Annotated in this window: 22 protein-coding genes; 17 read left to right on the top strand and 5 right to left on the bottom strand. The window is 67.9% G+C overall.

The features are described 5' to 3' along the window. The first annotated feature begins 28 nt into the window (after positions 1 to 28). A complete protein-coding gene (locus FB475_RS22640) occupies positions 29 to 604 on the top strand; it encodes an ArsR/SmtB family transcription factor (protein WP_141858577.1) in 576 nt (191 codons plus the stop codon). Here the strand turns inward: FB475_RS22640 and FB475_RS22635 are convergent. Then, positions 568 to 1,062, bottom strand: coding sequence for a MarR family winged helix-turn-helix transcriptional regulator (locus tag FB475_RS22635; RefSeq protein ID WP_141858576.1), 495 nt, complete (start codon positions 1,060 to 1,062; stop codon positions 568 to 570). The genes FB475_RS22640 and FB475_RS22635 overlap by 37 nt on opposite strands. 59 nt (positions 1,063 to 1,121) lie before the next feature. Here FB475_RS22635 and FB475_RS22630 point away from each other — a divergent pair, with 59 nt between their 5' ends. From FB475_RS22630 to FB475_RS22620, 3 genes are read left to right on the top strand one after another with little or no spacing between them, the layout of a single operon-like run. Continuing rightward, positions 1,122 to 2,003: a glutamate-cysteine ligase family protein gene (locus FB475_RS22630; protein ID WP_141858575.1), complete on the top strand. Its 882-nt coding sequence runs from the start codon at positions 1,122 to 1,124 to the stop codon at positions 2,001 to 2,003. Continuing rightward, positions 1,954 to 2,904, top strand: coding sequence for an ATP-grasp domain-containing protein (locus FB475_RS22625; RefSeq protein WP_141858574.1), 951 nt, complete (start codon positions 1,954 to 1,956; stop codon positions 2,902 to 2,904). The genes FB475_RS22630 and FB475_RS22625 overlap by 50 nt, the downstream gene beginning before the upstream one ends. Beyond that, a complete protein-coding gene (locus FB475_RS22620; protein ID WP_141858573.1) occupies positions 2,901 to 3,299 on the top strand; it encodes an MAPEG family protein in 399 nt (132 codons plus the stop codon). The genes FB475_RS22625 and FB475_RS22620 overlap by 4 nt, the downstream gene beginning before the upstream one ends. Here the strand turns inward: FB475_RS22620 and FB475_RS22615 are convergent. Then, a complete protein-coding gene (locus FB475_RS22615; protein ID WP_185759399.1) occupies positions 3,277 to 4,107 on the bottom strand; it encodes a helix-turn-helix transcriptional regulator in 831 nt (276 codons plus the stop codon). The two genes, FB475_RS22620 and FB475_RS22615, sit on opposite strands and share 23 nt — an antisense overlap. A 70-nt stretch (positions 4,108 to 4,177) precedes the next feature. On the opposite strand from FB475_RS22615, the gene FB475_RS22610 reads away from it, so the two are divergent. Both FB475_RS22610 and FB475_RS22605 read left to right on the top strand, forming a co-directional pair. After that, on the top strand, positions 4,178 to 4,990 hold the full coding sequence (locus FB475_RS22610) for a phytanoyl-CoA dioxygenase family protein (protein ID WP_141858571.1): 813 nt from the start codon (positions 4,178 to 4,180) through the stop codon (positions 4,988 to 4,990). Between the two features lie 10 nt (positions 4,991 to 5,000). Continuing rightward, positions 5,001 to 5,480, top strand: a complete 480-nt coding sequence (locus FB475_RS22605) for a pyridoxamine 5'-phosphate oxidase family protein (protein ID WP_185759398.1) — start codon at positions 5,001 to 5,003, stop codon at positions 5,478 to 5,480. 100 nt (positions 5,481 to 5,580) lie between these two features. Here the strand turns inward: FB475_RS22605 and FB475_RS22600 are convergent, their stop codons facing one another. Next, entirely contained in the window at positions 5,581 to 6,075 is a 495-nt protein-coding gene (locus FB475_RS22600; protein WP_141858570.1) for a MarR family winged helix-turn-helix transcriptional regulator, read from the bottom strand. Between the two features lie 113 nt (positions 6,076 to 6,188). Here FB475_RS22600 and FB475_RS22595 point away from each other — a divergent pair, with 113 nt between their 5' ends. Next, the gene (locus tag FB475_RS22595) at positions 6,189 to 7,127 is read left to right on the top strand and encodes an NADP-dependent oxidoreductase (RefSeq protein WP_141858569.1); all 939 of its coding nucleotides are present in this window, start codon (positions 6,189 to 6,191) and stop codon (positions 7,125 to 7,127) included. Positions 7,128 to 7,431: 304 nt separating this feature from the next. On the opposite strand, the gene FB475_RS38165 is transcribed toward FB475_RS22595, so the two are convergent. Next, complete coding sequence (locus FB475_RS38165; RefSeq protein WP_141858568.1) at positions 7,432 to 8,028, bottom strand: TetR/AcrR family transcriptional regulator; 597 nt, start codon at positions 8,026 to 8,028, stop codon at positions 7,432 to 7,434. Between the two features lie 79 nt (positions 8,029 to 8,107). Here FB475_RS38165 and FB475_RS22585 point away from each other — a divergent pair, with 79 nt between their 5' ends. Then, on the top strand, positions 8,108 to 8,560 hold the full coding sequence (locus tag FB475_RS22585; protein WP_141858567.1) for an SRPBCC family protein: 453 nt from the start codon (positions 8,108 to 8,110) through the stop codon (positions 8,558 to 8,560). A 25-nt stretch (positions 8,561 to 8,585) separates the two neighbouring features. Here FB475_RS22585 and FB475_RS22580 read toward each other — a convergent pair whose 3' ends face one another. Then, positions 8,586 to 10,529: a DUF4832 domain-containing protein gene (locus tag FB475_RS22580; RefSeq protein ID WP_141858566.1), complete on the bottom strand. Its 1,944-nt coding sequence runs from the start codon at positions 10,527 to 10,529 to the stop codon at positions 8,586 to 8,588. 132 nt (positions 10,530 to 10,661) lie between these two features. On the opposite strand from FB475_RS22580, the gene FB475_RS22575 reads away from it, so the two are divergent. From FB475_RS22575 to FB475_RS22535, 9 genes are all read left to right on the top strand, one after another. Beyond that, a complete protein-coding gene (locus FB475_RS22575) occupies positions 10,662 to 11,543 on the top strand; it encodes a carbohydrate ABC transporter permease (RefSeq protein WP_141858565.1) in 882 nt (293 codons plus the stop codon). Then, the gene (locus FB475_RS22570) at positions 11,540 to 12,454 is read left to right on the top strand and encodes a carbohydrate ABC transporter permease (protein ID WP_238332345.1); all 915 of its coding nucleotides are present in this window, start codon (positions 11,540 to 11,542) and stop codon (positions 12,452 to 12,454) included. The genes FB475_RS22575 and FB475_RS22570 overlap by 4 nt, the downstream gene beginning before the upstream one ends. 36 nt (positions 12,455 to 12,490) lie before the next feature. Beyond that, the gene (locus tag FB475_RS22565) at positions 12,491 to 13,843 is read left to right on the top strand and encodes an ABC transporter substrate-binding protein (protein WP_141858564.1); all 1,353 of its coding nucleotides are present in this window, start codon (positions 12,491 to 12,493) and stop codon (positions 13,841 to 13,843) included. Between the two features lie 27 nt (positions 13,844 to 13,870). Next, positions 13,871 to 15,370 carry a glycoside hydrolase family 36 protein gene (locus tag FB475_RS22560; protein ID WP_141858563.1) on the top strand — a complete coding sequence of 500 codons (1,500 nt, stop codon included), beginning with the start codon at positions 13,871 to 13,873 and terminating at the stop codon, positions 15,368 to 15,370. A gap of 40 nt (positions 15,371 to 15,410) precedes the next feature. Then, on the top strand, positions 15,411 to 16,616 hold the full coding sequence (locus tag FB475_RS22555) for an ROK family transcriptional regulator (protein WP_238332344.1): 1,206 nt from the start codon (positions 15,411 to 15,413) through the stop codon (positions 16,614 to 16,616). Between the two features lie 125 nt (positions 16,617 to 16,741). Continuing rightward, a complete protein-coding gene (locus FB475_RS22550; protein WP_238332343.1) occupies positions 16,742 to 17,203 on the top strand; it encodes a hypothetical protein in 462 nt (153 codons plus the stop codon). After that, entirely contained in the window at positions 17,200 to 18,039 is an 840-nt protein-coding gene (locus tag FB475_RS22545; RefSeq protein WP_141858561.1) for an HTTM domain-containing protein, read from the top strand. The genes FB475_RS22550 and FB475_RS22545 overlap by 4 nt, the downstream gene beginning before the upstream one ends. A gap of 45 nt (positions 18,040 to 18,084) precedes the next feature. Continuing rightward, positions 18,085 to 18,732 (top strand): response regulator transcription factor, encoded by a 648-nt coding sequence (locus FB475_RS22540; RefSeq protein ID WP_238332460.1) that lies wholly within the window; start codon positions 18,085 to 18,087, stop codon positions 18,730 to 18,732. Continuing rightward, on the top strand, positions 18,723 to 19,979 hold the full coding sequence (locus tag FB475_RS22535) for a sensor histidine kinase (protein WP_141858559.1): 1,257 nt from the start codon (positions 18,723 to 18,725) through the stop codon (positions 19,977 to 19,979). The genes FB475_RS22540 and FB475_RS22535 overlap by 10 nt, the downstream gene beginning before the upstream one ends. The last annotated feature ends 38 nt before the right edge of the window (positions 19,980 to 20,017 follow it).

Below are 20,017 nucleotides of genomic sequence, written 5' to 3'. Positions count from 1 at the left end.
CAATCGGCGATGTTAGTCTATTCGCACCATGGCGAACAAGGTCCCCGACTACGAGCTCGCGGAGACGGTCGAGCTGACCACGGCCGAGCAGGTGCGAGCGATCAGTGATCCGTTGCGGACGACGATTCTCGGGCTGCTGCACGAACGGGCGGCGACCGTGACCGAGCTGGCCACCGCGGTCGGGCGGCCGAAGAGCACGGTCGCGCACCACGTGAAGGTGCTGGCCGACGCCGGCATCCTGCGAGTGGTCCGGACCCGGCGGGTGCGCGCGATCGAGGAGCGGTTCTACGGGCGTGCGGCGCGGATGTTCTACGTCGGCCTCGGCCGCCAGGGCCCGGACGGACAGTTGCCGCACGATTTCAACGACTTCGAGGTCGCCGCGCAGGAGTCGAAGCCGGCGTACGACGCAGGTCAGCTGCGGTCGTTCATCCGGCACGCGCGGATCCCGGAGGACCGGGCGGCGGAGTTCTGGCAGCAGGTGGACGCGCTGATCCACGCGTTCGACCAGCTCCCGCGGGCGGGTGGCACGACGTACGGTTTCACCGTCGGGCTCTACCCGATCGGCGACTACCCGACGCTGCCGCCGGCCGAGGGCGAGTCCTGATCGCTCGAGAGCTTGTCCAGCAGCACGATCAGCCGCTCGAGGACATCCCGCACGATCGCGTACTCCTGTTCGCCGAACTCCTGCTCGAAGAGCTCCTCGAGGTCGGCCAGGTACTCGAAACCGTCCCAGGCGACCTCCAGGCCGTGCTCGGTGTAGGTGACGATCTTCGCGCGGCGGTCGTTCGGGTCGGCCTTCATCTCGAGCAGGTCCAGGGCGACCATTTCCCTGATTACCTCACCCATCGACTGCCGGGTGATCCCGGCCCGGGCCGCCATGTCGGCGGCCCGCGCACCTTCGCCGTGCAGGGTGCCGAAGACCGAGTTGTGCGCCATCTTCACCTCGGTGTGCCCGTCGGCGTGCGCCTTGCGCACCATCTCCGCCTGGAACATCCGGTTGGCCCGGTCGAGCAGTGCGATCAGCGGCTTGTGCTTGGGAATGCGCCTCTGAGGTCTTGACATACCGTAAGGATACCTTCCATTCTTTCGACAGGAATCCTTACAGTATCAGGGAGGGCCGGATGGATCCCAGGACGCTTCGACCGCTGGTCGCGGGGCTGTTCACGCGGGGGCGTGAGCGGTCGACGCGGGTCGCGATCGAGCAGGAGTACGTCGTCGCCGGGCCCGACGGATCCGTCGTACCGATCGAGGTCCTCCGGCAGGTTGTGAACGGGTCGGCGTACGTCAGCTTCGAGCCCGGCGGGCAACTCGAACTGAGCCTGCCGCCGTCGCACGACCCGGTCGGTGACCTGCGCCGGGCCACCGCGGACCTGCGCCGCCGGCTCGGCGGGATCACACTGCGGCCGATCCCGGTCGATCCGCGCGAGGACGTGCCGTTGCAGCTGACCTCACCTCGGTACGTCGCGATGCAGCGGCACTTCGACCGGATCGGGCCGTCCGGCCGGGTGATGATGCGCCGGACCGCGTCGACGCAGATCTGCCTCGACTGGTGGCCCGGTCGCGCGGGACTCGAGCAGTGGCGGGTACTCAATCTCGCCGGGCCGTCGCTGGCCGCCCGCTTCAACCACAGCTCGCGGCTCGCCACCTGGCAGGCGGTCGACCCGGCGCGGACCGCGTTCGACGACAGGTTGCTGCACGGTGACGACCCAGTCACGGCGTACACGGCCTTCGCGGCGGGCGCCACCGTCTTCGTCGACGGTCCGGCCGGGCACCTGAGCACGCTCTTCCCACCGGTCCGCCCACGCGGGACGTACCTCGAGGTCCGCTTCCTCGACGCACTCGAACCCGCAGTCGTCGCGGAAGCGGTCGCAGTCCTTCGGCGACTCATGTACGACGACGTGCACCGGCGGCACGTACTCCGGCAAACCCGTTGCACAGAAGGGATGTGGCGAGATGACCGGCGCACTGTTCATCACCGATCCGTTGCCCGGGTTGCAGGCTGACATCGACGCGAGCATCGGTCTGATGGTCGCGACGCAGGACCTCGGCCTCGACGTCTGGACGTGCGAGCCCGAAGAGCTGGCCTTCGCCGACGGCCGGGTGCGCGCCCGCGCGCGGCGGATCCGGTTGCGCCCACGGGCCGCCGGTACCGACCATCGGTGGATCGTCGACGCGACCTGGTTCGACGACCTCGGTACGGCGGTCGTGGACGTGGCGTCCTTCGGCCTGGTGCACCTGCGGATCGATCCGCCGGTCGACGCGCGCTACCTGCACACGACGTACCTGCTCGACCACGCCGGGACCCGGGTGATCAACCACCCGGAAGGGATCCGCGCGCTGCACGAGAAACTGATCGCCCTCCGTTTTCCCGAGCTCTGCCCACCGACGTACGTCGGCACGGACCCGCACGCGCTGCGGTCGTTCGTCGCCCAGGTCGGTACGGCGGTCGTGAAACCGGTCGACGGATTCGCCGGACACGGTGTCTGGCTGGTGCGCGACGATCCGGGCGCGATCGCGCTGCTCGAGTCCGCGACGTACGGCGGACGGCGGCAGGTGATCGCCCAGCAGTACCTAGCGGCGGTTGCGCAGGGCAACAAACGGTTGTTCCTGCTGGACGGCGAACTCGTCGGCGCGGTGATCCGGCGCCCGGCGGCCGGAGATTTCCGGATCGGTCCGCCGGTCGCGGCGGCCGAGATCGACGACCACGACCGCGCGATCGTCGCCGCGCTCGGACCGGAACTGCGCAACCACGGCCTGGCGATCGCGGGCGTCGACGTCATCGACGGCCGGCTGATCGAGGTCAACGTCACCTGCCCCGGCGGCATGCACAAGACCGACGCGCTGCTCGGGACCCACCTCAGCCACACCATCGTGAGCCACCTGTTCGAAGGAGCACTGGTATGAAACTCGACACCGTCACCGTTGTCTGCATCGCCCTGCTGGGCATCCTGCTCTTCCTGCTCGGCGCCAACGTGACCCGCAACCGCGCGATCCGCGGAGCCGGCAACCAACTACCGACCGATCCGTCCGATCGGCTGCTGATCGCGGTCCGCGCGCACGGCAACGCGGCCGAGTACATCCCGACGATGATCGTGCTGTTGCTGGTCTGCTCGGCGTTGTCGAGCAGCTGGGTGATCGACGTACTTGCCGTGGCCTGCGTCCTGGTCCGCTTCACCCACGCGATCGCCATGTTGCGGTCGGCAACACTCGCGGCGCACGGACCGCTCCGCGACTTCGGTGCCGCAGGCACCTATCTGGTCGGGCTCGCGCTCGGCGTCACCGCGCTCGTGACGATCTGATGGCGGTCGGCGTGGTCCCGGTGAACTGCCGGAAGACGCGGGCGAAGTGCTGGCTCGAGCTGAAGCCGAGGCTCAGCGCCAGCGCGGTGACCGGCACGTCGCTGGACTCCAGCAACTGGCGGGCCCGGTCGATGCGGCGCTCGTTGAGGTAGCGGTGCGGGGGCTGACCGACCTCGGCGGCGAACAACTCGGCCAGGTATGCCGATGCGAGTCCGGCCCGGTCGGCCAGCTCCTTCAACGTCCAGCGCTCGTGGAACTCCTGGTCGAGCAGGCGTTTCACCGTCCGTACGGCGGGATGCATCGGCAACTGCGGTACGGCCGACGGCGCGAGCGACCGGGAGAACGCGAGCACCAGGTGGTCGACGGCGAGCGTCAGCCCGGTGTCGGCGTACTCGTACCGCGTGGTGAGCTCACGGACCAACTGCGCGAAGGCGTACGTCAGCTCGCCGGCCTCCCGGTGGACGACGCCCGACGGCATCGCGAGACCGGGATGCCGCCGGGCGACCACGTCGAGGTCGACAGCGGCGAAGTAGAAGTGGTGATTACCGGACCGGCCGGCGAGGTGATGCGTGACCCCGGGCGGTACGGCGAACAGGTGGCCTGGGTGCAATGCGTAGCTCTCCCCACCCGCGACCCAGTGCGTGGTGCCGTGCTGCTGCAGGTAGATCTCCCAGACCGGGTGCTCGTGCGGCTCGATCAGGAACCGTTCGGGCACCCACTGCTCGCCACCGTGCAACAGGCCGCTCTCCGGCCCGAAACCCTCGGCGTGGAAGCCGGCGCGGAGCCCGTCGGGGCGGTACAGAGACACCTGAAGATTGTGTCCATCCGGCTGAACATCGGCAACGCCCCGGCGCCCGCGCGTTCCTACCGTGGTCTGCATGGACGCTGACGACATTGCCTTCTACCGGGACAACGGCTACTGGATCTCGCCGGTGATCGTGCCGCCCGACGTACTCGATGCCGCCGAACGCGGGATGGAACGGTTCTATGCGGGCAACCACGACCACGTGCTTCCCGACGTACCGGCGACGCGGGGCTGGCGGCCCGAGCACGGCGACGTACTCCGGAAGAACGACTACTCCTCGCTGCGGGTCGATGAGCTCGCCGCACTGGTTCACTATCCGGCGATCGCCGAGGCGGCGGCCGCGCTGTCCGGCGCGGACGGGATCCGGTTGTGGCACGACCAACTGCTCTACAAGCCACCTGGCGGATCCGCGGCGAAGGTCGGGTGGCACACGGATCGGCAGTACTGGCAGTCGTGTACGTCGGACGACATGCTCACCGCGTGGGTCGGGTTCCACGACGTCGACGAGGTGAACGGGGCGGTCGCGTTCATGCCTGGCAGCCATCGGTGGTCGGTGACCGGGCTGGACTTCTTCTCCCAGGACGCGGCCGGTCTGGAGGCCTCGATCGTTGCCCAGGGCTACGACCCGACGCCGGTCGTACCGCGGATGAAGCGTGGGCAGGTCAGCTTCCACCACTGCCGGACGGTGCACGGCAGCTCGGCGAACCTGAGTACGGCGCCGCGCCGGTCGATCGCGATCCACCTGCAGCCGGCCGGAAACCGCTGGCGCCCCGGTTCCGCGCACCCGAACGACGAACTCGTCCGGCACAACCCCGACCCCGACTACACCGACCCCACGATCCAGCCGCAGCTCTGGCCTGTTGATAACCGGACCGTGGTCCGTTAACGTCTGCGGTATGGAGACGTCTGCAGGTCTGGCCCGCATCAACGAACTCGGCCGCCGGGATCACTTCCTGGCGGTCGCCGTCACCCAGCGCCGCTCCGGCGAACCCGCCGCGTCCGTCATCAACGCCGGCGTCATCGACCACCCGCTGACCGGCTCGCCGGTGGTCGCGTTTGTCGCCCGCGGCCGGACGGCGAAACTCGCCCATCTGCGGAGAACCCCGCGGGCGACGCTCGTCTTCCGCGCCGGGTGGGAATGGATCGGCGTCAGCGGCCCGGTCGAGCTGGCCGGCCCCGACGACCCGCTGCCCGGGATCGACGCGGAGCGATTGCGGCTCCTCCTGCGGGAGATCTACCACGCCGCGGCCGGCGTACATCCCGACCTCGAGGCATACGACGCCGAGATGATCGCGGACCGTCGTACGGCGGTACTGATCGCGCCGGAGCACTTCAGCACCAACCCGACCGGCGCCGACCACCAGGACGACGCGTGAACGTCGCCGCGGGGACGATCCAGGTGTGGTCGGACCTCCTCTGTCCGTTCGCACATCTTGCGATCCCGCCCGCCGAGCTTTCCTAACCCGCCGAGCTTTCCTAGGAAGTCTTCTTGCGCCGCCGCGGTTGTGCTGACCGCGGCGGCGTCCGGCGCATGTGGTCCCGGGCGCGGCCGAGGATGTCGGCGAGGGTTTCGATGTCGCGGCGGGACAACGGCGCGAACAGCAGGTCGTCGAGGATCGCGATGTGGCCCGGGAAGACGCCCGCGAGGACACCACGTCCCTCCTCGGTGATGGTGACGGTGACGCTGCGCTCGTCGTCGGGCGACGGCGTACGGGTCACCAGGCCTCGCTTCTCCAGCAGCTGGGCCTGATAGGTCAGTCCGCTGCGGCTGTAGACGACGCCGTCGGCCAGATCGGTCATCCGCCGACTGCCGGTCGGGGCGTCGCCGAGGGTCGCCAGCAGCTGGAACTGCACGTAGCTCAGCCGGCCGGCCTCCTGCAACTGCTGCTCGACGGCATGTTTCAGCAGGCTGCTCGCCTCGATCAGGGCGAAGTACGCACCGAGCTGCGTGGCATCCAGCGACGGAGTCATGTCCGCAGCGTAGCAGTGCTTCTAAGTCGAAGTACTTGCTTCGAGTTCGAAGCACTTTTACCCTCAAGGGCAGTTGCTTCGAATCCGAAGCACATTGGCGAAGGGAAGAGATCATGAAGGCAGTACGGTTCCACGCGACGGGCGGCCCCGAGGTTCTGCGGTACGAGGACGCCGACCAGCCGCTGCCCGGCGCGGGCGAGGTGCGGATCCAGGTCGCCGGGTCGGCGTTCAACCCGGCCGACGGCGGCATCCGCGGCGGTTTTCTGCCGATCCCGGTGCCGCTGCCGCACATCCCGGGGTACGACGTCTCCGGCACCATCGACGCGCTCGGCGACGAGGTGCACGGCCTCGCGGTGGGCGACACCGTCGTCGGATTCATCCCGATGACCGCCGACGGCTCGGCGGCGCAGTACGTCGTCGCTCCCGCGGACGCACTCGTGAAGGCCCCGACGAGCATCCCGCTCGCCGATGCCGCCGGGTTGCCGTCGGTCGGGCTCACCGCCTCACAGGCACTGTTCGAAGCGGGCGGCCTCACCGCCGGTCAGCGGGTGCTGATCAACGGCGCGGGCGGCCCGGTCGGCGGTTACGCCGTACAGCTGGCCAAGCGCGCAGGTGCGTACGTCGTCGCCACCGCGAGCCCGCGCAGTAGCGAAATCGTCGAGGCAGCGGGCGCTGACGAGATCGTCGACCACACGACGACGTCGGTACTGGACGCGGTCACCGAGCCCGTCGACGTACTGCTCAACCTTGCGCCGATCACCCCCGACCGGTTCACCGCTCTGGTCGCACTGGTCCGCGACGGCGGCGTGGTCGTCTCCACGACACCGACCGTACCGACGCCCGGCGACGAAGCACGCAACGTCCGCGCGGTCACGATCTTCGTCCACCCCGACGCGGACGTGCTCTCGCAACTCGTCGCATTCATCGACAGCGGCGACCTGCACGTCGAGATCGCCCAGCGCGTACCGCTGAGCGAGCTACCGAAGATCCACGAGCAGTCCGAAGCAGGCCGGCTCCACGGCAAGGTCGTCGCCGTCCCGCCGGCTGTCTGACGATCAGCGCGCAGTCCCGGGAGGTAGCGAGGGGCGCGGCGCCTTGCGGGCAGGAAAGATCGGCGACCGAGGACCGAACCAGGCGTCCAGCATCGCATCGGTCCCGATCGTCCCGAACAGCGCTGCCGGACGCTCGATCATCCGCCGCAGCGCCAGCAACCGAGCACACGTCTCACACAACCCCAACCAGCTCCTCTCAACTGGTTGTATCGGGCAACGCCGGGCAGATGTTTCAGCGACGGCTGATCTTTGACGGAGCGCACACGCCAGAGCCCCGCGGAGCTACGCAGAGTAGGACGGGCCCTCAACCGGTGGCGAGCAGGGCGTCGATCTGGGCGATCGCGCCGGCGTTGGCGGCTGCCAGGATGTCCTCGTCGGTGAACGGTGTGGAGGTGGCCGCATCGACGGCCGCGTTGATGCTCAGCAGCGCCATCCGGAGTTGGAGCACTTTGGCCGGGGACCGGTCTGGGAGCAGGCCGGCCAGCGCGTCGATCAGCTGGTTCAGTGTCGAACCGATCCGGTCATCGGTGCGGCCTTCGAAGGTGCGCGCGACCAGTGGGTTGGCGGACAGGAAGCGGATGCCGCGGAGCTTTTCGGCGGAGAACGACTGCACCCACCGAAGCACGGCCGCCCTGATCAGTTCGGGACGCTGCGGCTGCCGGCTGATCCACTCCAGCAGTTGCTCGGCCTCGTCGCCGCGCTCGTCGAGCAAGGCGCGGAGGATGTCCTCCTTGCCCTTGAAGTGGTAGTAGAGCGACGGCTTCTGAATGCCCAACTCGTCGGCGATCTCACGCAGCGAGGTCGCCTCGTATCCCTTCTTGGTGAACAGCTCGAGCGCAACCCGCTGGATCGCGGCGCGCGTGGCGGGCCCGGAGCGGCGCCCGATCATGTGCTCCTCCATGGAGCCTAGCCTACCGCAAGGTAGGCTAGGCTACCTACCGTTAGGTAGGCTACAGTGCACGAGGTTTCGAGGAGGAGCAATGAGCCAGTACACCGTCGTCCGCGACTACGACTACCCGATCGACGAGGTCTGGACCGTGCTGACGGATCCGGAGTACGTCGCACAGTGGACCACGACCGGGCAGGGCGGCCGTCCCGACGGGTTCGCCGCCGTACCAGGAACCAAGTTCCGCTTCATCGGCAAACCGACCATCGGCTGGGCCGGCATCGTCTACTGCGAGGTGATCGCCGTCGACCCGCCCCGGTCCCTGCACTACACCTGGCGCGGGGACAAGGACGACGACGACGTCACGGACGTGAAGTATCTGCTCGAGGAGACGGCGAACGGCACGCGGTTCACCTGGGCGCACACCGGCTTCACCGGTGCGGGCGGGTTCGCGATGTCCAGATTGCTGGGCAAGGTACGCCGCAAGATGATGACCGACGGCCTCCCGCCGGTCCTGGCGGCGTACCACGCGACCCGCCTCGCTTGAGCCCGGCCCTACGGGCGGTTCAGGATCATTCCACGGTGATGCAGTCGATGTCGGGTGCCCAGCCGGTCGGGTTCGAGAAGGTGATGGCGTTGGCGGTTCCGGGATTGAGGGTGCGGGTGATAGTCACGGAACCGACGGTGTTCCAGTCAGCGGTGGCCGGGAAGCTGACCGACTGCCCGTTGACGACCGCGGTGCGGGCGACGGCCGAGGCGTAGTAGATGGTGATCGTCTTCGCGCCGCCACTCGCTCCGTCGACGCCGTTGATGGCGAGGGTGCCCGAGTTGTTGCCGATGTAGCCGACCTTCGATCCGCCCGAGCAGGCGGTGCACGCGGCCACCACGGCGCCGCCGGCCAGCGTGTTGCCCGCTGCCTCGGCCTCGTAGCTGACCTTCCCGCCGGTCGAGGCCCCGACACTGACAGCGCCCAGGTTGAGCCAGCCGTCGGCATTCTGGGCCGCGTTGGCGAACCTGAATTTCTTGGCGTTGACCGAGATCGTCTCGAGCGGATTCTTCACCCGGAGCACCCATTGGTAGTTGCCCTGCGCAACCGAGGCCAGGCTGACCGGTGTCTGGAAATACTGCGGATAGCCGAAGTTGCGGTAGGTCGGATCGGAGCCGACGTTCCAGTCCGGGAAGGCACGGATGCTCAGTGGCTGGACCGTGCGGAGATCCCAGCTGGTGTCCCAGGTCCGTACGACGGCGCCGGAGGAATTCTTCAGGCCCAGGGTCACTGTCCACGGATAGTAGAACGGCGCGACACCCGTGTTACTGATCTGCACGCCAACAGTCGTGCTGCCGCTCGCGGCATCCTTGTAATAAGCGTTGTTGACGGTGAGGTTGTAGCCCATCAGCCGCACCGCGGCGCCGACGTTGGCATTGGTCGGTGAGTAGCCCGCCGACTGTTCGTTGATCTTCCACGTCGTGTGCTCAAGTTCGATGCACGCCTTCATGTTGTCGACGGCACCCGATCCCCCAGGCCAGTTGTCGAAAGCTGTCGACTGGATCTCCGGCCGGACCTCACCGCCCATCGAGTCGGTGACCCACTTGTTCTCGGTGCCGGTGTCGAGGTTGCGCTGCAGTTGGGCGTACGACGCTCCGCCCAGCGACTGCGGCAGCGTCACACCGGCGAGCGGCGAGCCTTCGCGGTAGCAGAACGAGTCGTCGTGGTAGCCGATGTCACGGCTGGTGGCCGCTGCGCCGGCCGCATCCGGATAACGGATCTCCAACTTGGTCTTCGCGAACGCGCTGTCGTAGGCGCTGATGATCTGCGCGCCGTTGGCGTCGGTGGGCATGTAGTTCGGCCGCCCGTCGGAGGTGTCGGTGTCGTACGGCCAGGTGTGCCACTCGCCCCAGAGTCCGATCAGGCCGAGGTGAACGAACCCGAGCCGCGGGTCACCGTCGTAGCGGGCGCCGAACGCGGCGATGAAGTTCTTCAGCGCGGCCACCAGGTACGGGCTGTCGTAGTCGGGCTCGGTGACGTTCCAGTAGGTGTCCGAGCGGTAGCCGACATGGCCGTCGAAGCACGACGGGATCGCATTGGCCGGATGGGTGCCGGTACCGCCGGGATAAACCATGTAGAAGCGGATCGCCGCCTGGTTGCCGTTGCTCGCGGTCTCGTTGAGCATGTTGTCGACGATCGACCAGTCGTAACTGCCGCAGTTGCCGGGGTTCGTCATCACCTCCGACAGACCGAAGTAGCCCCAGGTCAGCGAATGCGGATAGCCGGTGTTCTGATTCGCGCCCGGCGAGTAGAACCGCGCGAACCCCTTGAGCGGATTGTCCAGCGGGCCGTCGGCGGACTGCAGCGCGTGCGCCTGCAGCGAGGGGTCCGGCGCGGCCGGCGGTGCGGGCCGGGGCGGCGGCCCGGCGGGAGCTGCCGTCGCGGGTGATCCGTACAGGCCGGCAAGGCCGACCACAGCAACAGCGACAAGTGCCGCCAACAGGCGGCGACCGCGCAGTCGTGGGCTCATGGGGTTCCCTTCTGGGCGGTTCGGGAGCGCTTATTACGATGCACTGTTGACAAACTTCTGAATGTCTACATCATTAATCCCGAACGGCCGAGAGAGCAAGAGCTCACCGGCACCGCCGATCGAAGGACGCGCATGGCCAGGGTCAGCAAGCAGGACGACCGACGGGTCGCATGGTGGTTCGTCGCTCCGGTACTGGTCGGATTCGCGGTCTTCTACGCCTATCCGGCGATCCGCGGTGCGTGGTACTCGCTCACCGACTACACGATGCTCGGCTCGCCCGGCTTCGTCGGCGCCAAGAACTACACCGATCTCGTCGCTGACGGACAGTTCTGGAGCTCGCTGCTGGTGACGGCGTACTACGTCGTACTGAACATCGCCTCGCAGACGATCCTCGCGCTCGGGCTCGCCGCTCTGATGCACCGGTTGACCCGGTCGGTGGTGCTCAGGGCAACCCTGCTCGTCCCGTGGCTGGTTCCGAACGTGACGATCGGGCTGCTCTGGATGTGGTTACTGGACACGAACCTCGGCCTGGTCAACCACCTGCTGCACGCGATCGGTCTCGGACCGGTCGGGTTCTTCACCGATGCGCACTGGGCGATGCCGACCGTGGCCGGCATCAACACCTGGGCCTACACGGGTTACACCGCGCTCCTGCTGTACGCCGGGATGCTCCAGATACCGCAGCACCTGTACGAGAGCGCCGCGATCGACGGCGCGGGAGAAGTACGGATGTTCGCGCGGATCACGGTGCCGCTGCTGCGGCCGGTGCTCGCGCTGGTGCTCGTGGTGTCGCTGATCGGTTCGTTCCAGATCTTCGACACCGTCGCGGTGACCACGAAGGGCGGCCCCGTGTCCGCGACCCGGGTCATCTACTTCTACATCTACCAGCAGGCGTTCACGTACTTCCACATGGGCTACGCCGCGGCCGCGGCCGTCTTCCTGGCCTTGATCCTCGGCGTGTTCACGTTCCTCCAACTGCGGCTGCTCCGTGCTTCGCGGTCGGACCTGGCATGAAAGGCCTGCTAGCCATGGAATCCCACGGGCGTCTCAGGAAAACAAGTCCCGGCCGGGCGGTTGCTTGGGCCCTGCTGATCGTCTTCCTGGTCGTCACGCTGTTTCCGTTCTACTGGATGGTGCGGACCGCGATCACGCCGGCGGCAGAGCTGTTCGGCGACAACAGCTCGTTGTTGCCCGCGCACCCGACGCTGATCAACTTCACCCGGGTGCTCGGGCTGACCACCGAGGCGGAAGCCCGAGCGGCGGGTGGCTCGGGCGCACACCTCGACTTCGCCCGGTACCTGATGAACTCGGTGATCTACTGCGGTCTGATCGCCTTCGTGCAGACCTTCCTGTGCGCGCTGGCCGGCTACGCCTTCGCCCGGCTGCGGTTCCCCGGCCGCGACCTCACCTTCACGCTGCTGGTCTCCGCGTTGATGGTGCCGCCGATCTTCACGCTGCTGCCGAACTTCGTGCTGGTCAAGCAGCTCGGCTGGATCAACACGATGGCCGGAATGGTTGCCCCGAGCATCTTGATGACGCCGTTCGCGGTGTTCTTCCTGCGGCAGTTCTTCCTCTCGATCCCGCGCGAGGTCGAGGAGGCCGCGATCCTCGACGGCGCCGGCGCCTGGGGCCTGTTCTGGCGCGTCGCGATGCCGATGAGCCGCGGTCCGCTGATCACGATCGCGCTGACCACGACCGTCTGGGCGTGGAAGGACTTCCTCTGGCCGCTGCTGGTCGGTCGCGGTGAGGAGCACCGGCTCGTCACGGTGGCACTCGGCGTCTTCCTGCAGCAGTCCCCCAACACCCAGCCCGACTGGACCGGCCTGATGGCCGCGTCCACCCTGTCCGTGGTTCCGGTGCTTCTGCTGCTGATCTTCCTCGGTAAACGGCTGGTGCAATCGCTCAGCTTCACCGGTGGCAAGTAACTCCCGCCTGAACGGCGACGAACCCTTGGAGGGGTCATGAAACACATCCTGAAGACCGGCGCGGCCTCGTTGGCGCTGGCCCTGGCCGCGCTGACCGGTTGCAGCTCCGGCAGCTCCGGCGGGTCCGGCTCCGGGAAAGCCGTCACCCTCGACTACTGGCTCTGGGACGACAACCAGAAGGCGTCGTACCAGGCCTGCGCGGACGCGTTCCACAGCGCGAACCCCGACATCACGATCAAGATCACGCAGACCGCGTGGGCGCAGTACTGGCAGAACCTGACCACCCAGCTGGCCGCCGGAGACGCGCCCGACGTGTGGACCGACCAGGCCTCGTACTACCCGCAGTTCGTGACCAGCAACCAGATCCTCGACATCCAGCCGTACGTCGACCAGGACAAGGTCGACCTGAGCCAGTACCAGGCCGGGCTGGCCGACATGTACGTCAAGGACGGCAAGCGGTACGGCCTCCCGAAGGACTGGGACACGATGGCGCTCGTCTACAACACGGCGTACCTGAAGGCGCAAGGGATCGACGCGAAGGCACTCGCGAACCTGACCTGGAACCCGGCCGACGGCGGCACCTTCGAGCAGCTGATCGCGAAGGCGACCGTCGACGAGAAGGGACACAACGGGCTCGACCCGGCGTTCGACAAGACCAAGGTCAAGGTCTTCGGGTTCCTGCCGGAGTGGGCCGACGGCTCGCAAGGGCAGAACGGCTGGGGAAACCTTGCCGTCAGCAACGGGTTCAGCTACTTGGACAAGAACCCGTGGGGAACGCAGTACAAGTACGACGACCCGAAGCTGGCGCAGACCATCGACTGGTTCAAGTCGCTGATTGCCAAGGGCTACGCGCCACCGCTCGACAAGGCGTCCACATTGTCCCGGGACGCGCTGATGACGGCCGGGAAGGGCGCGATCACGTTCGCGGGCTCGTGGATGATCAACACCTACCTCGGCCCGGACGCGAAGAGCAAGTTCGCGTTCAGCCCGCTGCCGGTCGGGCCGGAGGGCCGCAAGACCGCGATCAACGGTCTCTCGGACGCGATCTTCGCCGGCACCGAGCACAAGGACGAGGCCTGGAAGTGGGTCAAGTACCTGGGATCCGCCGACTGCCAGAACATTGTCGGGAGCAACGGTGTGGTGTTCCCCGCGATCACGTCGGCCAGTGAGAAGGCGGCCGCGGCGCACCGGGCGAAGGGGCAGGACATCAGCGCCTTCATCGACGAGGCGAAGGCGCCCGGCGGTACGTTCTTCCTGCCGGTCAGCGAGCACGGCAACGAGATCTCCCAGCTCGTCCAGGACGGGATCCAGTCCGCGGTGCTCGGCAAGACCGACTCGGCGACGGCCTTGAAGAAGGCGAACGACCAAGTGAACGCCCTGTTCAAGTAGCCGTACGACGTCCTGAAAAGGAGATCCATGGCATCGCTCATCGAGCTGGCCGGACGCACTCTCGCACTCCAGTACGACGGTCCGGGCGACCCGCTCGCCGCCGGAACGGGCATCATCCTGCCTGCGGGACGCGTCGCCCTGCTGCACGGGCTCGGCGACGGCCTCTTCTACCGGCACGGCCAGAACTCCTGGAGCCCCTGCGGCTGGCGGCGGCTGTCCGAGCCACCGTTGCGGATCGCCGACGCCCGGCGCCGCGTCACGGCCGACGACGCCGCGTGGGACGACCCGTGCCGGCACCACTCGTCGGCGGTCGCCGCCATCCAAGGTGCCGACGGCAACGTCTTGCTGCTCGGCGCACTGGGTGTCGGCACCCCCCGGCTGACCGCGGATCACGACACGCTGGCCGGCTGGTACGAGAGCGGTGGCGCCCCGTGGTTCCTTGCCTACGGCACCGAGCAGGAGGTGTTCGGCGCGTACGTCGAGCAGCTCGCCACGCACCTAGGGCGTGGGCAGAACCGGGCCGGCAACGTGTGGTGCTCCTGGTACGCCTACTACGAGGACATCACCGAGCAAGAGCTGGACAAGGACATCAAGGCGCTACGGGGGCTGCCGTTCGACGTCGTCCAGGTCGACGACGGATGGGAGCGGGAGGTCGGCGACTGGCATCCCAACCAGAAATTCCCGTCCGGCATGCGAGCGCTGTCGGAGCGGATCGCCGACAGCGGGATGACGCCGGGGTTGTGGGTGGCGCCGTTCATCGCGCTTCCGGACTCCGACCTGGCCCGCAACCGTTCCGAGCTGCTGCTGCGCGACACCGCGGGCGACCCGGTCGTCGCCGGGTACAACTGGGGAACCGGGTACTACGCCCTCGACGTCACGCTGCCCGCGGTCCAGGACCATCTCGCGGACCTGATCGATCGCCTGGTCCATCAGTGGGGTTATCGCTACCTCAAACTCGACTTCGTCAACGCGGCCGCGGTTCCCGGCGTACGGGCGAACGGCGGCGGTCGCGAAGAGGCGTACCGCGAAGGCCTCGCCCTGATCCGCCGGACGGCCGGCGACGACGTGTACCTGCTGGGAAGCGGAGCCATCCTGCTCCCGTCGCTCGGCATTCTCGACGGGCTACGCAGCGGGCCGGACGTCGCGCCGATGTGGCAGAACTACGCCACCGACGACCCGTCCGACGCGATGGCCCGCAACGCGGTCGTCAACACGCTGCACCGCCTCTGGCACGCTCCGCTGGCCGACGTCGACCCGGATGTCGTCTACTTCCGGAGCCGGCTGAACCTGCTGACCGACGAGCAGCAGCACTGGCTTCGCGACCTGGCCGCGATCTGCGGCTTCCGGGCCGTGTCGGATCCGGTGGGATGGCTGACCGGCGACGAGCTGCAGGCGATGACGGAGTACCTGCTCGCCGCCCCGCGGATCGAGCGGACGGGCCGCTACACGTTCCTGATCGACGGCCGCCCGGTCGACTTCGGTGGCGCGATCGACTCCGAGGCGAGCCACGCCTACCCGATCAGCTGACGCCGGGCATTTGTAAACTTCATAGTATTATTGGCGTCCATTGGTCGAGGTCGAAGGGTACGACGCCGTGACAGAAGCCGCCGGCACCGGCGTAGACCTCTCCGGGCTGCGCGAGCTGAACTCGCTGACCGTCATGCGCGCGCTCCGGGACAACTCGCCCGCCACTGTCACCGAGCTGTCCCAGCGCACCGGCCTGTCCCGGCCTGCCGCCGACGTCATCGCGCAGAGCCTGGTGGCCGGCGGCTGGGCGACCGTCATCGAGCCCGGCTCCAGCAGCACCGTCGGACGGCCGGCCCGCCGCTACCGGTTCCGCAGTACGGCGGGACACGTGATCGGCTTGGACATCGGCGTACACAAAGTCCTGCTGCTGTTGACCGACCTGAGCGGGGAAGTCGTACACAGCGAACGCCGGACCGTCTCGGCAGACGCCGAGCCGGAACAGCGTCTTGCCGCCTTGGATGACGTGATCCGCGAGAGCCTGGCCGCGACGGGTCTGTCGGCCTCTGAGATCTGGGCGGTGACCGCCGGTGTCAGCGGTCCGGTCGACGCCACCGGCCGGACGAGATTGTTCACGCCGATCCCCGGGTGGGCGGACGTGGACCTGGCCGCACATCTCGCGCGGACCTTCGGCTGTCCGGTCGTGGTCGAGAACGACTGCAAGCTGGCAGCGCTCGCCGAGCGGTGGAAGGGCGCGGCCAGCGACGCGAGCGACGTGGTCTATCTGCTCGCGGGCATGCGGATCGGCGCCGGCCTGATCATCGACGGGGTGCTGCGGCGCGGTCACGGCGGGGCCGCCGGCGAGATCGGCGCCCTGAAGAACGTCCGCTGGCTCGCGGCGCCGTCACATCTCGAGAACTGTCCCGGCGTACCCGAAAGCGTCAGCGCGGATGATGCCGCGGCCTGGGTGTTCGACGCCGCCCGACGCGGGGACAAGAACGCCAAGACAGCGGTCACCAAGTATGTGAAGGACCTTGCCGTCGGGGCCGCGGCACTGGTCCTGACGCTGGACCCGCAGGTCGTCATCTACGGCGGCGGCTTCTCCCGCTCCGCCGACATCGTCCTCGAACCCCTCCACCGCGAACTGGCCCGCCTGTGCCTCCGAGTCCCCGAACTCCGCGCCTCCACCCTCGGCGCCGACTCGGTAGCACTAGGCGCAGTCCGCCTAGCCCTCAACGAACTCGACAACCGCCTCTTCAACTCCACCCTCTCGTCCCCGTCCGCCCCCCGCGGAAACGCGGTCAGCTGAGGCCCTTCAGCAGCTGGCGGCCATGACGATGCGCCGACCCTGATAAGCCGCGGTTCGTTGACATGTCCTGCGCAGCGCGATCGTGCCTCCGGCAAACACCGTGCGGTTGGTGTGTAATGACCCCCGTGGTCGATCAGGCAGCGGTTCGGGCGAGCAAGAAGGGACGCGTCGCCCGGTTGGTCGCAGTCCTCGCCGGCGTCGGGTTGCTGATTCACGGGTCTGTCCGTGGCACCGACGACCTGTGGCCGTTCGGTCCGATGTCGCAGTACGCGATGTCCGTGCCCGGCAACACCTCGATCGACGACATCCGGATCTCGGCGCTGACCGATGCCGGCACGACGGTCGACGTACCGCTGGACAGCGGCGGTGTGGGTATCGGGCGAGCCGAGATCGAGGCCCGGACCGGCGAGATCGTCGCCGATCCCGCACTGCTGCAGCCGGTCGCGGACGGCTGGGCGCACAAGCACCCGGACAAGCCGCAGTATGTCCGGCTGGAGCTGATTCGCGACACCACCACGCTGATCGACGGCCGGGTCTCCGGCCCGCCGGCCTCGAAGATACTGGCCGTCTGGCCGGTGCGCCGATGAACTGGTTCCTTCCGCCGGTCCCGATCGCCCGGATCGCCTGGTTGCGGACGATCCTTTACTTGTTCGTCATCCTCGACATGCACGCGTTCGTCAATGACACCCTGCAGAAGGGCCGGACGCCGGAGTTGTACCAGCCGCTGTTTCTGGCTCGGCTCCTCGAGCTCCCGCGGCCAAGTGTGCCGCTCACGTACATCCTGTACGTCGTCCTGATCGTGGCGTGCCTGGTCGGTGCGACGAACCGGCTCCCGCGGCTGGCCGGCTGGATCGTCGCGCCTGCATTCACCTGGTGGGTGCTGATCGGCATGAGCGACGGCAAGGTCGACCACGACCACCTTGCCCTGGTCGTGGCCCTATGGGTCCTCCCTACCGCCGGCCGGGCGCGGTACGGCGACCTCCGGACAAGCGACGTCGCCGGCTGGGCGGTGAAGTGCATTCAGATTGCCGTCGTCGCGACGTACGCGCTGTCCGCGCTCGCCAAAATCCGCAGCGCCGGATGGGCATTCACGTGGCCTGGCAGTTCGGTACTGACCTGGGCGATCGTGCGACGCCCGAACCCGGTCGGCGAACGGCTGCTGGGCTACCCGTGGCTGCTGCACATTCTGCAATGGATCGGCTTCATCGGCGAGCTGTTGTCGCCGGCAGTGCTCTGGCTGAAAGGCCGCAAGCTGTCGCTCGCGGCATTGTTCTTCCTGGGTTTCCACGCAGCGAACACCGCGATGCTGGGCATCCATTTCCTGCCGACCGTGGTGTGCTGGCTGGCTTTCGCGCCTTTGGAGCGTCTTGGGAGCGTCGCTCAACGCCGAGCCAAGACGGACGAGGTTGCCACAACGACCTAGCGGCGTACGACAGTCGACCGGGTCGGTACGGTTCTTGATGTGGCCATGGTTGCTGTCTGTGAAGATGATCGCGCGTTGCGCGGAGTACTGAGGCGTGCGCTGGAAGGCGACGGGCATTCGGTGCTTGCCGCAGGTACCGGTGCCGAGTTGCTGGCGCAACTGGACCCGGCGCCGCACGTCGTGATCCTCGACATCGGTCTTCCCGACGCCGATGGCAGAGATGTGTGCCTGGCGTTGCGAGCACACGGGGTGGACGCGCCCGTGTTGATGCTGACCGCGTTGGGCGAGACGCATCACAAGGTCAGCGGGTTCGAAGCCGGAGCCGACGACTACCTGACCAAGCCGTTCGACATCCGCGAACTTCTCGTCCGGACCCGCGCTCTGCTCCGTCGGACCACAGTTGCGGTAGCGGTCGACGAGGTGGTACTCGACCCAGCGAGTCACGAGGTACGGCGGGGCGCGGACGGCGAGGCCCTGACACCGACCGAGTTCAGGCTGCTCGGGCGGCTGATCTCGATGCCGGGTGAGGTCGTACGGCGGCACGCGCTGATCGCCGCCGGGTGGCCGCACGGTGCGTACGTCAGCGAGAACACGCTCGACTCGTACCTGCGCCGGCTGCGGGTGAAGCTCGACCGGCTCGGAATCGCGGACCGCGTCGCGACCGTACGTGGAGTCGGTTACCGATGGGACTGACCGGTTTTCGCGCCCGGGTCGTATCGCTGGCAGTGTTGACCGCGACACTGGTCGTCGCCGTCCTGGTGGTGCTCAGCCACGTGCTGCTCAGCCGCGCGACCGAAGCGGACACACGCACCCTGGCGCGGACCCGGGCAGAGGCCGTGGCCGCGACGGTCGAGGTCATCGACGGAAAGATCCAGCTGGTCGAAGGCACCGGCGACGCGTTCGACACCGTCGCCTGGGTGTACGCCGACGGCCGGCTCGCGGATGGGACGCTGCACGCGCCCACCGCCGACACCGTTGATCGCCTCGGCCGGGCCGAGCGCCGGGAGTTCGCGGCCATCGGCCACTACTTGCTGTACGGCGAGCCACTGCCGGTCCAGGGTCATCGCGTCACCGTCGTCGTGATGGTGGATCTCACGCCGTACGAACGGTCCGAGCAGCGGAGCCTGGTGATGTCGCTCGTGCTGGGCGCTCTTGTGGTCGTCTTGTCCGCAGTTGTCGCATATCTCGGCGTCAGCCGAGCCATGCGCGTGGTACGGCGGATGTCGGCGCTGGCCGACGAGTGGGGCGACCACGACCCGGGGCGGCGGTTCCGGATGGGACCGCCGAGGGACGAGTTCGGCGAGCTCGCGCAGACGTTCGACCGGCTGCTCGACCGGGTCTCGGACACCATTGCCGACGAGCGCCGGTTGACCGACGAGATCGCCCACGAACTGCGGACACCGATATCCGTACTGCGTGGCGAGGCACAGCTGGCTGAACTGGCGGGAGCGAAGGTCGACCCGCAACTGGTTCTCACCGAGACCGATCGGCTCAGCAACGCGGTCATGGTTATCCTCAACGCCGCCCGCTCACGGAAGCACCGAGGCGCGAGCTGCCACCTGGAGACGGCCCTGCTGCACATCGCCAAGGGCCGGAGTGTGAGCCTCGCCATACCGCACGACCTCGAGGTGGCTGTACCCACGGAAGTGGTCACCGCGGTTCTGACACCGCTGCTCGACAACGCGGCCCGGCACGCACGGAGCACCGTGTCGCTGACGGCGGAGACATCCGACGACGACGTCCTGGTGCACGTACTCGACGACGGCCCCGGCTTCCAGGAGGACGAGCTCGAACGGGCCTTTGCCCCAGGCCACAGCCGCACGGACGGACACGGACTCGGGCTCACCGTGGTCCGCCGGATCGCCACCGCGACCGGTCTCACCGTCCGCGCCGTGGCTGACGGCCGCGGGCATCTCGAAGTCCGGTTCCCACGCGCCTGACCGACGACAGTCAGGTTATCTGCAGGTACTGTGCGCAA

The organism is Kribbella jejuensis, assembly GCF_006715085.1.
In the GTDB taxonomy this organism is placed as follows: Bacteria; Actinomycetota; Actinomycetes; order Propionibacteriales; family Kribbellaceae; genus Kribbella; species Kribbella jejuensis.
The sequence above is the reverse complement of the archived record's forward strand: the minus strand, read 5'-3'. Positions and strand labels throughout refer to the sequence as shown.

Bases quoted from the DNA above. Each gene is read 5' to 3' on its own strand.
- FB475_RS22640 (WP_141858577.1), top strand. From the start codon at position 29: ATGGCGAACAAGGTCCCCGACTACGAGCTCGCGGAGACGGTCGAGCTG.
- FB475_RS22635 (WP_141858576.1), bottom strand. From the start codon at position 1,062: ATGTCAAGACCTCAGAGGCGCATTCCCAAGCACAAGCCGCTGATCGCA.
- FB475_RS22630 (WP_141858575.1), top strand. From the start codon at position 1,122: ATGGATCCCAGGACGCTTCGACCGCTGGTCGCGGGGCTGTTCACGCGG.
- FB475_RS22625 (WP_141858574.1), top strand. From the start codon at position 1,954: ATGACCGGCGCACTGTTCATCACCGATCCGTTGCCCGGGTTGCAGGCT.
- FB475_RS22620 (WP_141858573.1), top strand. From the start codon at position 2,901: ATGAAACTCGACACCGTCACCGTTGTCTGCATCGCCCTGCTGGGCATC.
- FB475_RS22610 (WP_141858571.1), top strand. From the start codon at position 4,178: ATGGACGCTGACGACATTGCCTTCTACCGGGACAACGGCTACTGGATC.
- FB475_RS22605 (WP_185759398.1), top strand. From the start codon at position 5,001: ATGGAGACGTCTGCAGGTCTGGCCCGCATCAACGAACTCGGCCGCCGG.
- FB475_RS22600 (WP_141858570.1), bottom strand. From the start codon at position 6,075: ATGACTCCGTCGCTGGATGCCACGCAGCTCGGTGCGTACTTCGCCCTG.
- FB475_RS22595 (WP_141858569.1), top strand. From the start codon at position 6,189: ATGAAGGCAGTACGGTTCCACGCGACGGGCGGCCCCGAGGTTCTGCGG.
- FB475_RS38165 (WP_141858568.1), bottom strand. From the start codon at position 8,028: ATGGAGGAGCACATGATCGGGCGCCGCTCCGGGCCCGCCACGCGCGCC.
- FB475_RS22585 (WP_141858567.1), top strand. From the start codon at position 8,108: ATGAGCCAGTACACCGTCGTCCGCGACTACGACTACCCGATCGACGAG.
- FB475_RS22580 (WP_141858566.1), bottom strand. From the start codon at position 10,529: ATGAGCCCACGACTGCGCGGTCGCCGCCTGTTGGCGGCACTTGTCGCT.
- FB475_RS22575 (WP_141858565.1), top strand. From the start codon at position 10,662: ATGGCCAGGGTCAGCAAGCAGGACGACCGACGGGTCGCATGGTGGTTC.
- FB475_RS22570 (WP_238332345.1), top strand. From the start codon at position 11,540: ATGAAAGGCCTGCTAGCCATGGAATCCCACGGGCGTCTCAGGAAAACA.
- FB475_RS22565 (WP_141858564.1), top strand. From the start codon at position 12,491: ATGAAACACATCCTGAAGACCGGCGCGGCCTCGTTGGCGCTGGCCCTG.
- FB475_RS22560 (WP_141858563.1), top strand. From the start codon at position 13,871: ATGGCATCGCTCATCGAGCTGGCCGGACGCACTCTCGCACTCCAGTAC.
- FB475_RS22545 (WP_141858561.1), top strand. From the start codon at position 17,200: ATGAACTGGTTCCTTCCGCCGGTCCCGATCGCCCGGATCGCCTGGTTG.
- FB475_RS22540 (WP_238332460.1), top strand. From the start codon at position 18,085: ATGGTTGCTGTCTGTGAAGATGATCGCGCGTTGCGCGGAGTACTGAGG.
- FB475_RS22535 (WP_141858559.1), top strand. From the start codon at position 18,723: ATGGGACTGACCGGTTTTCGCGCCCGGGTCGTATCGCTGGCAGTGTTG.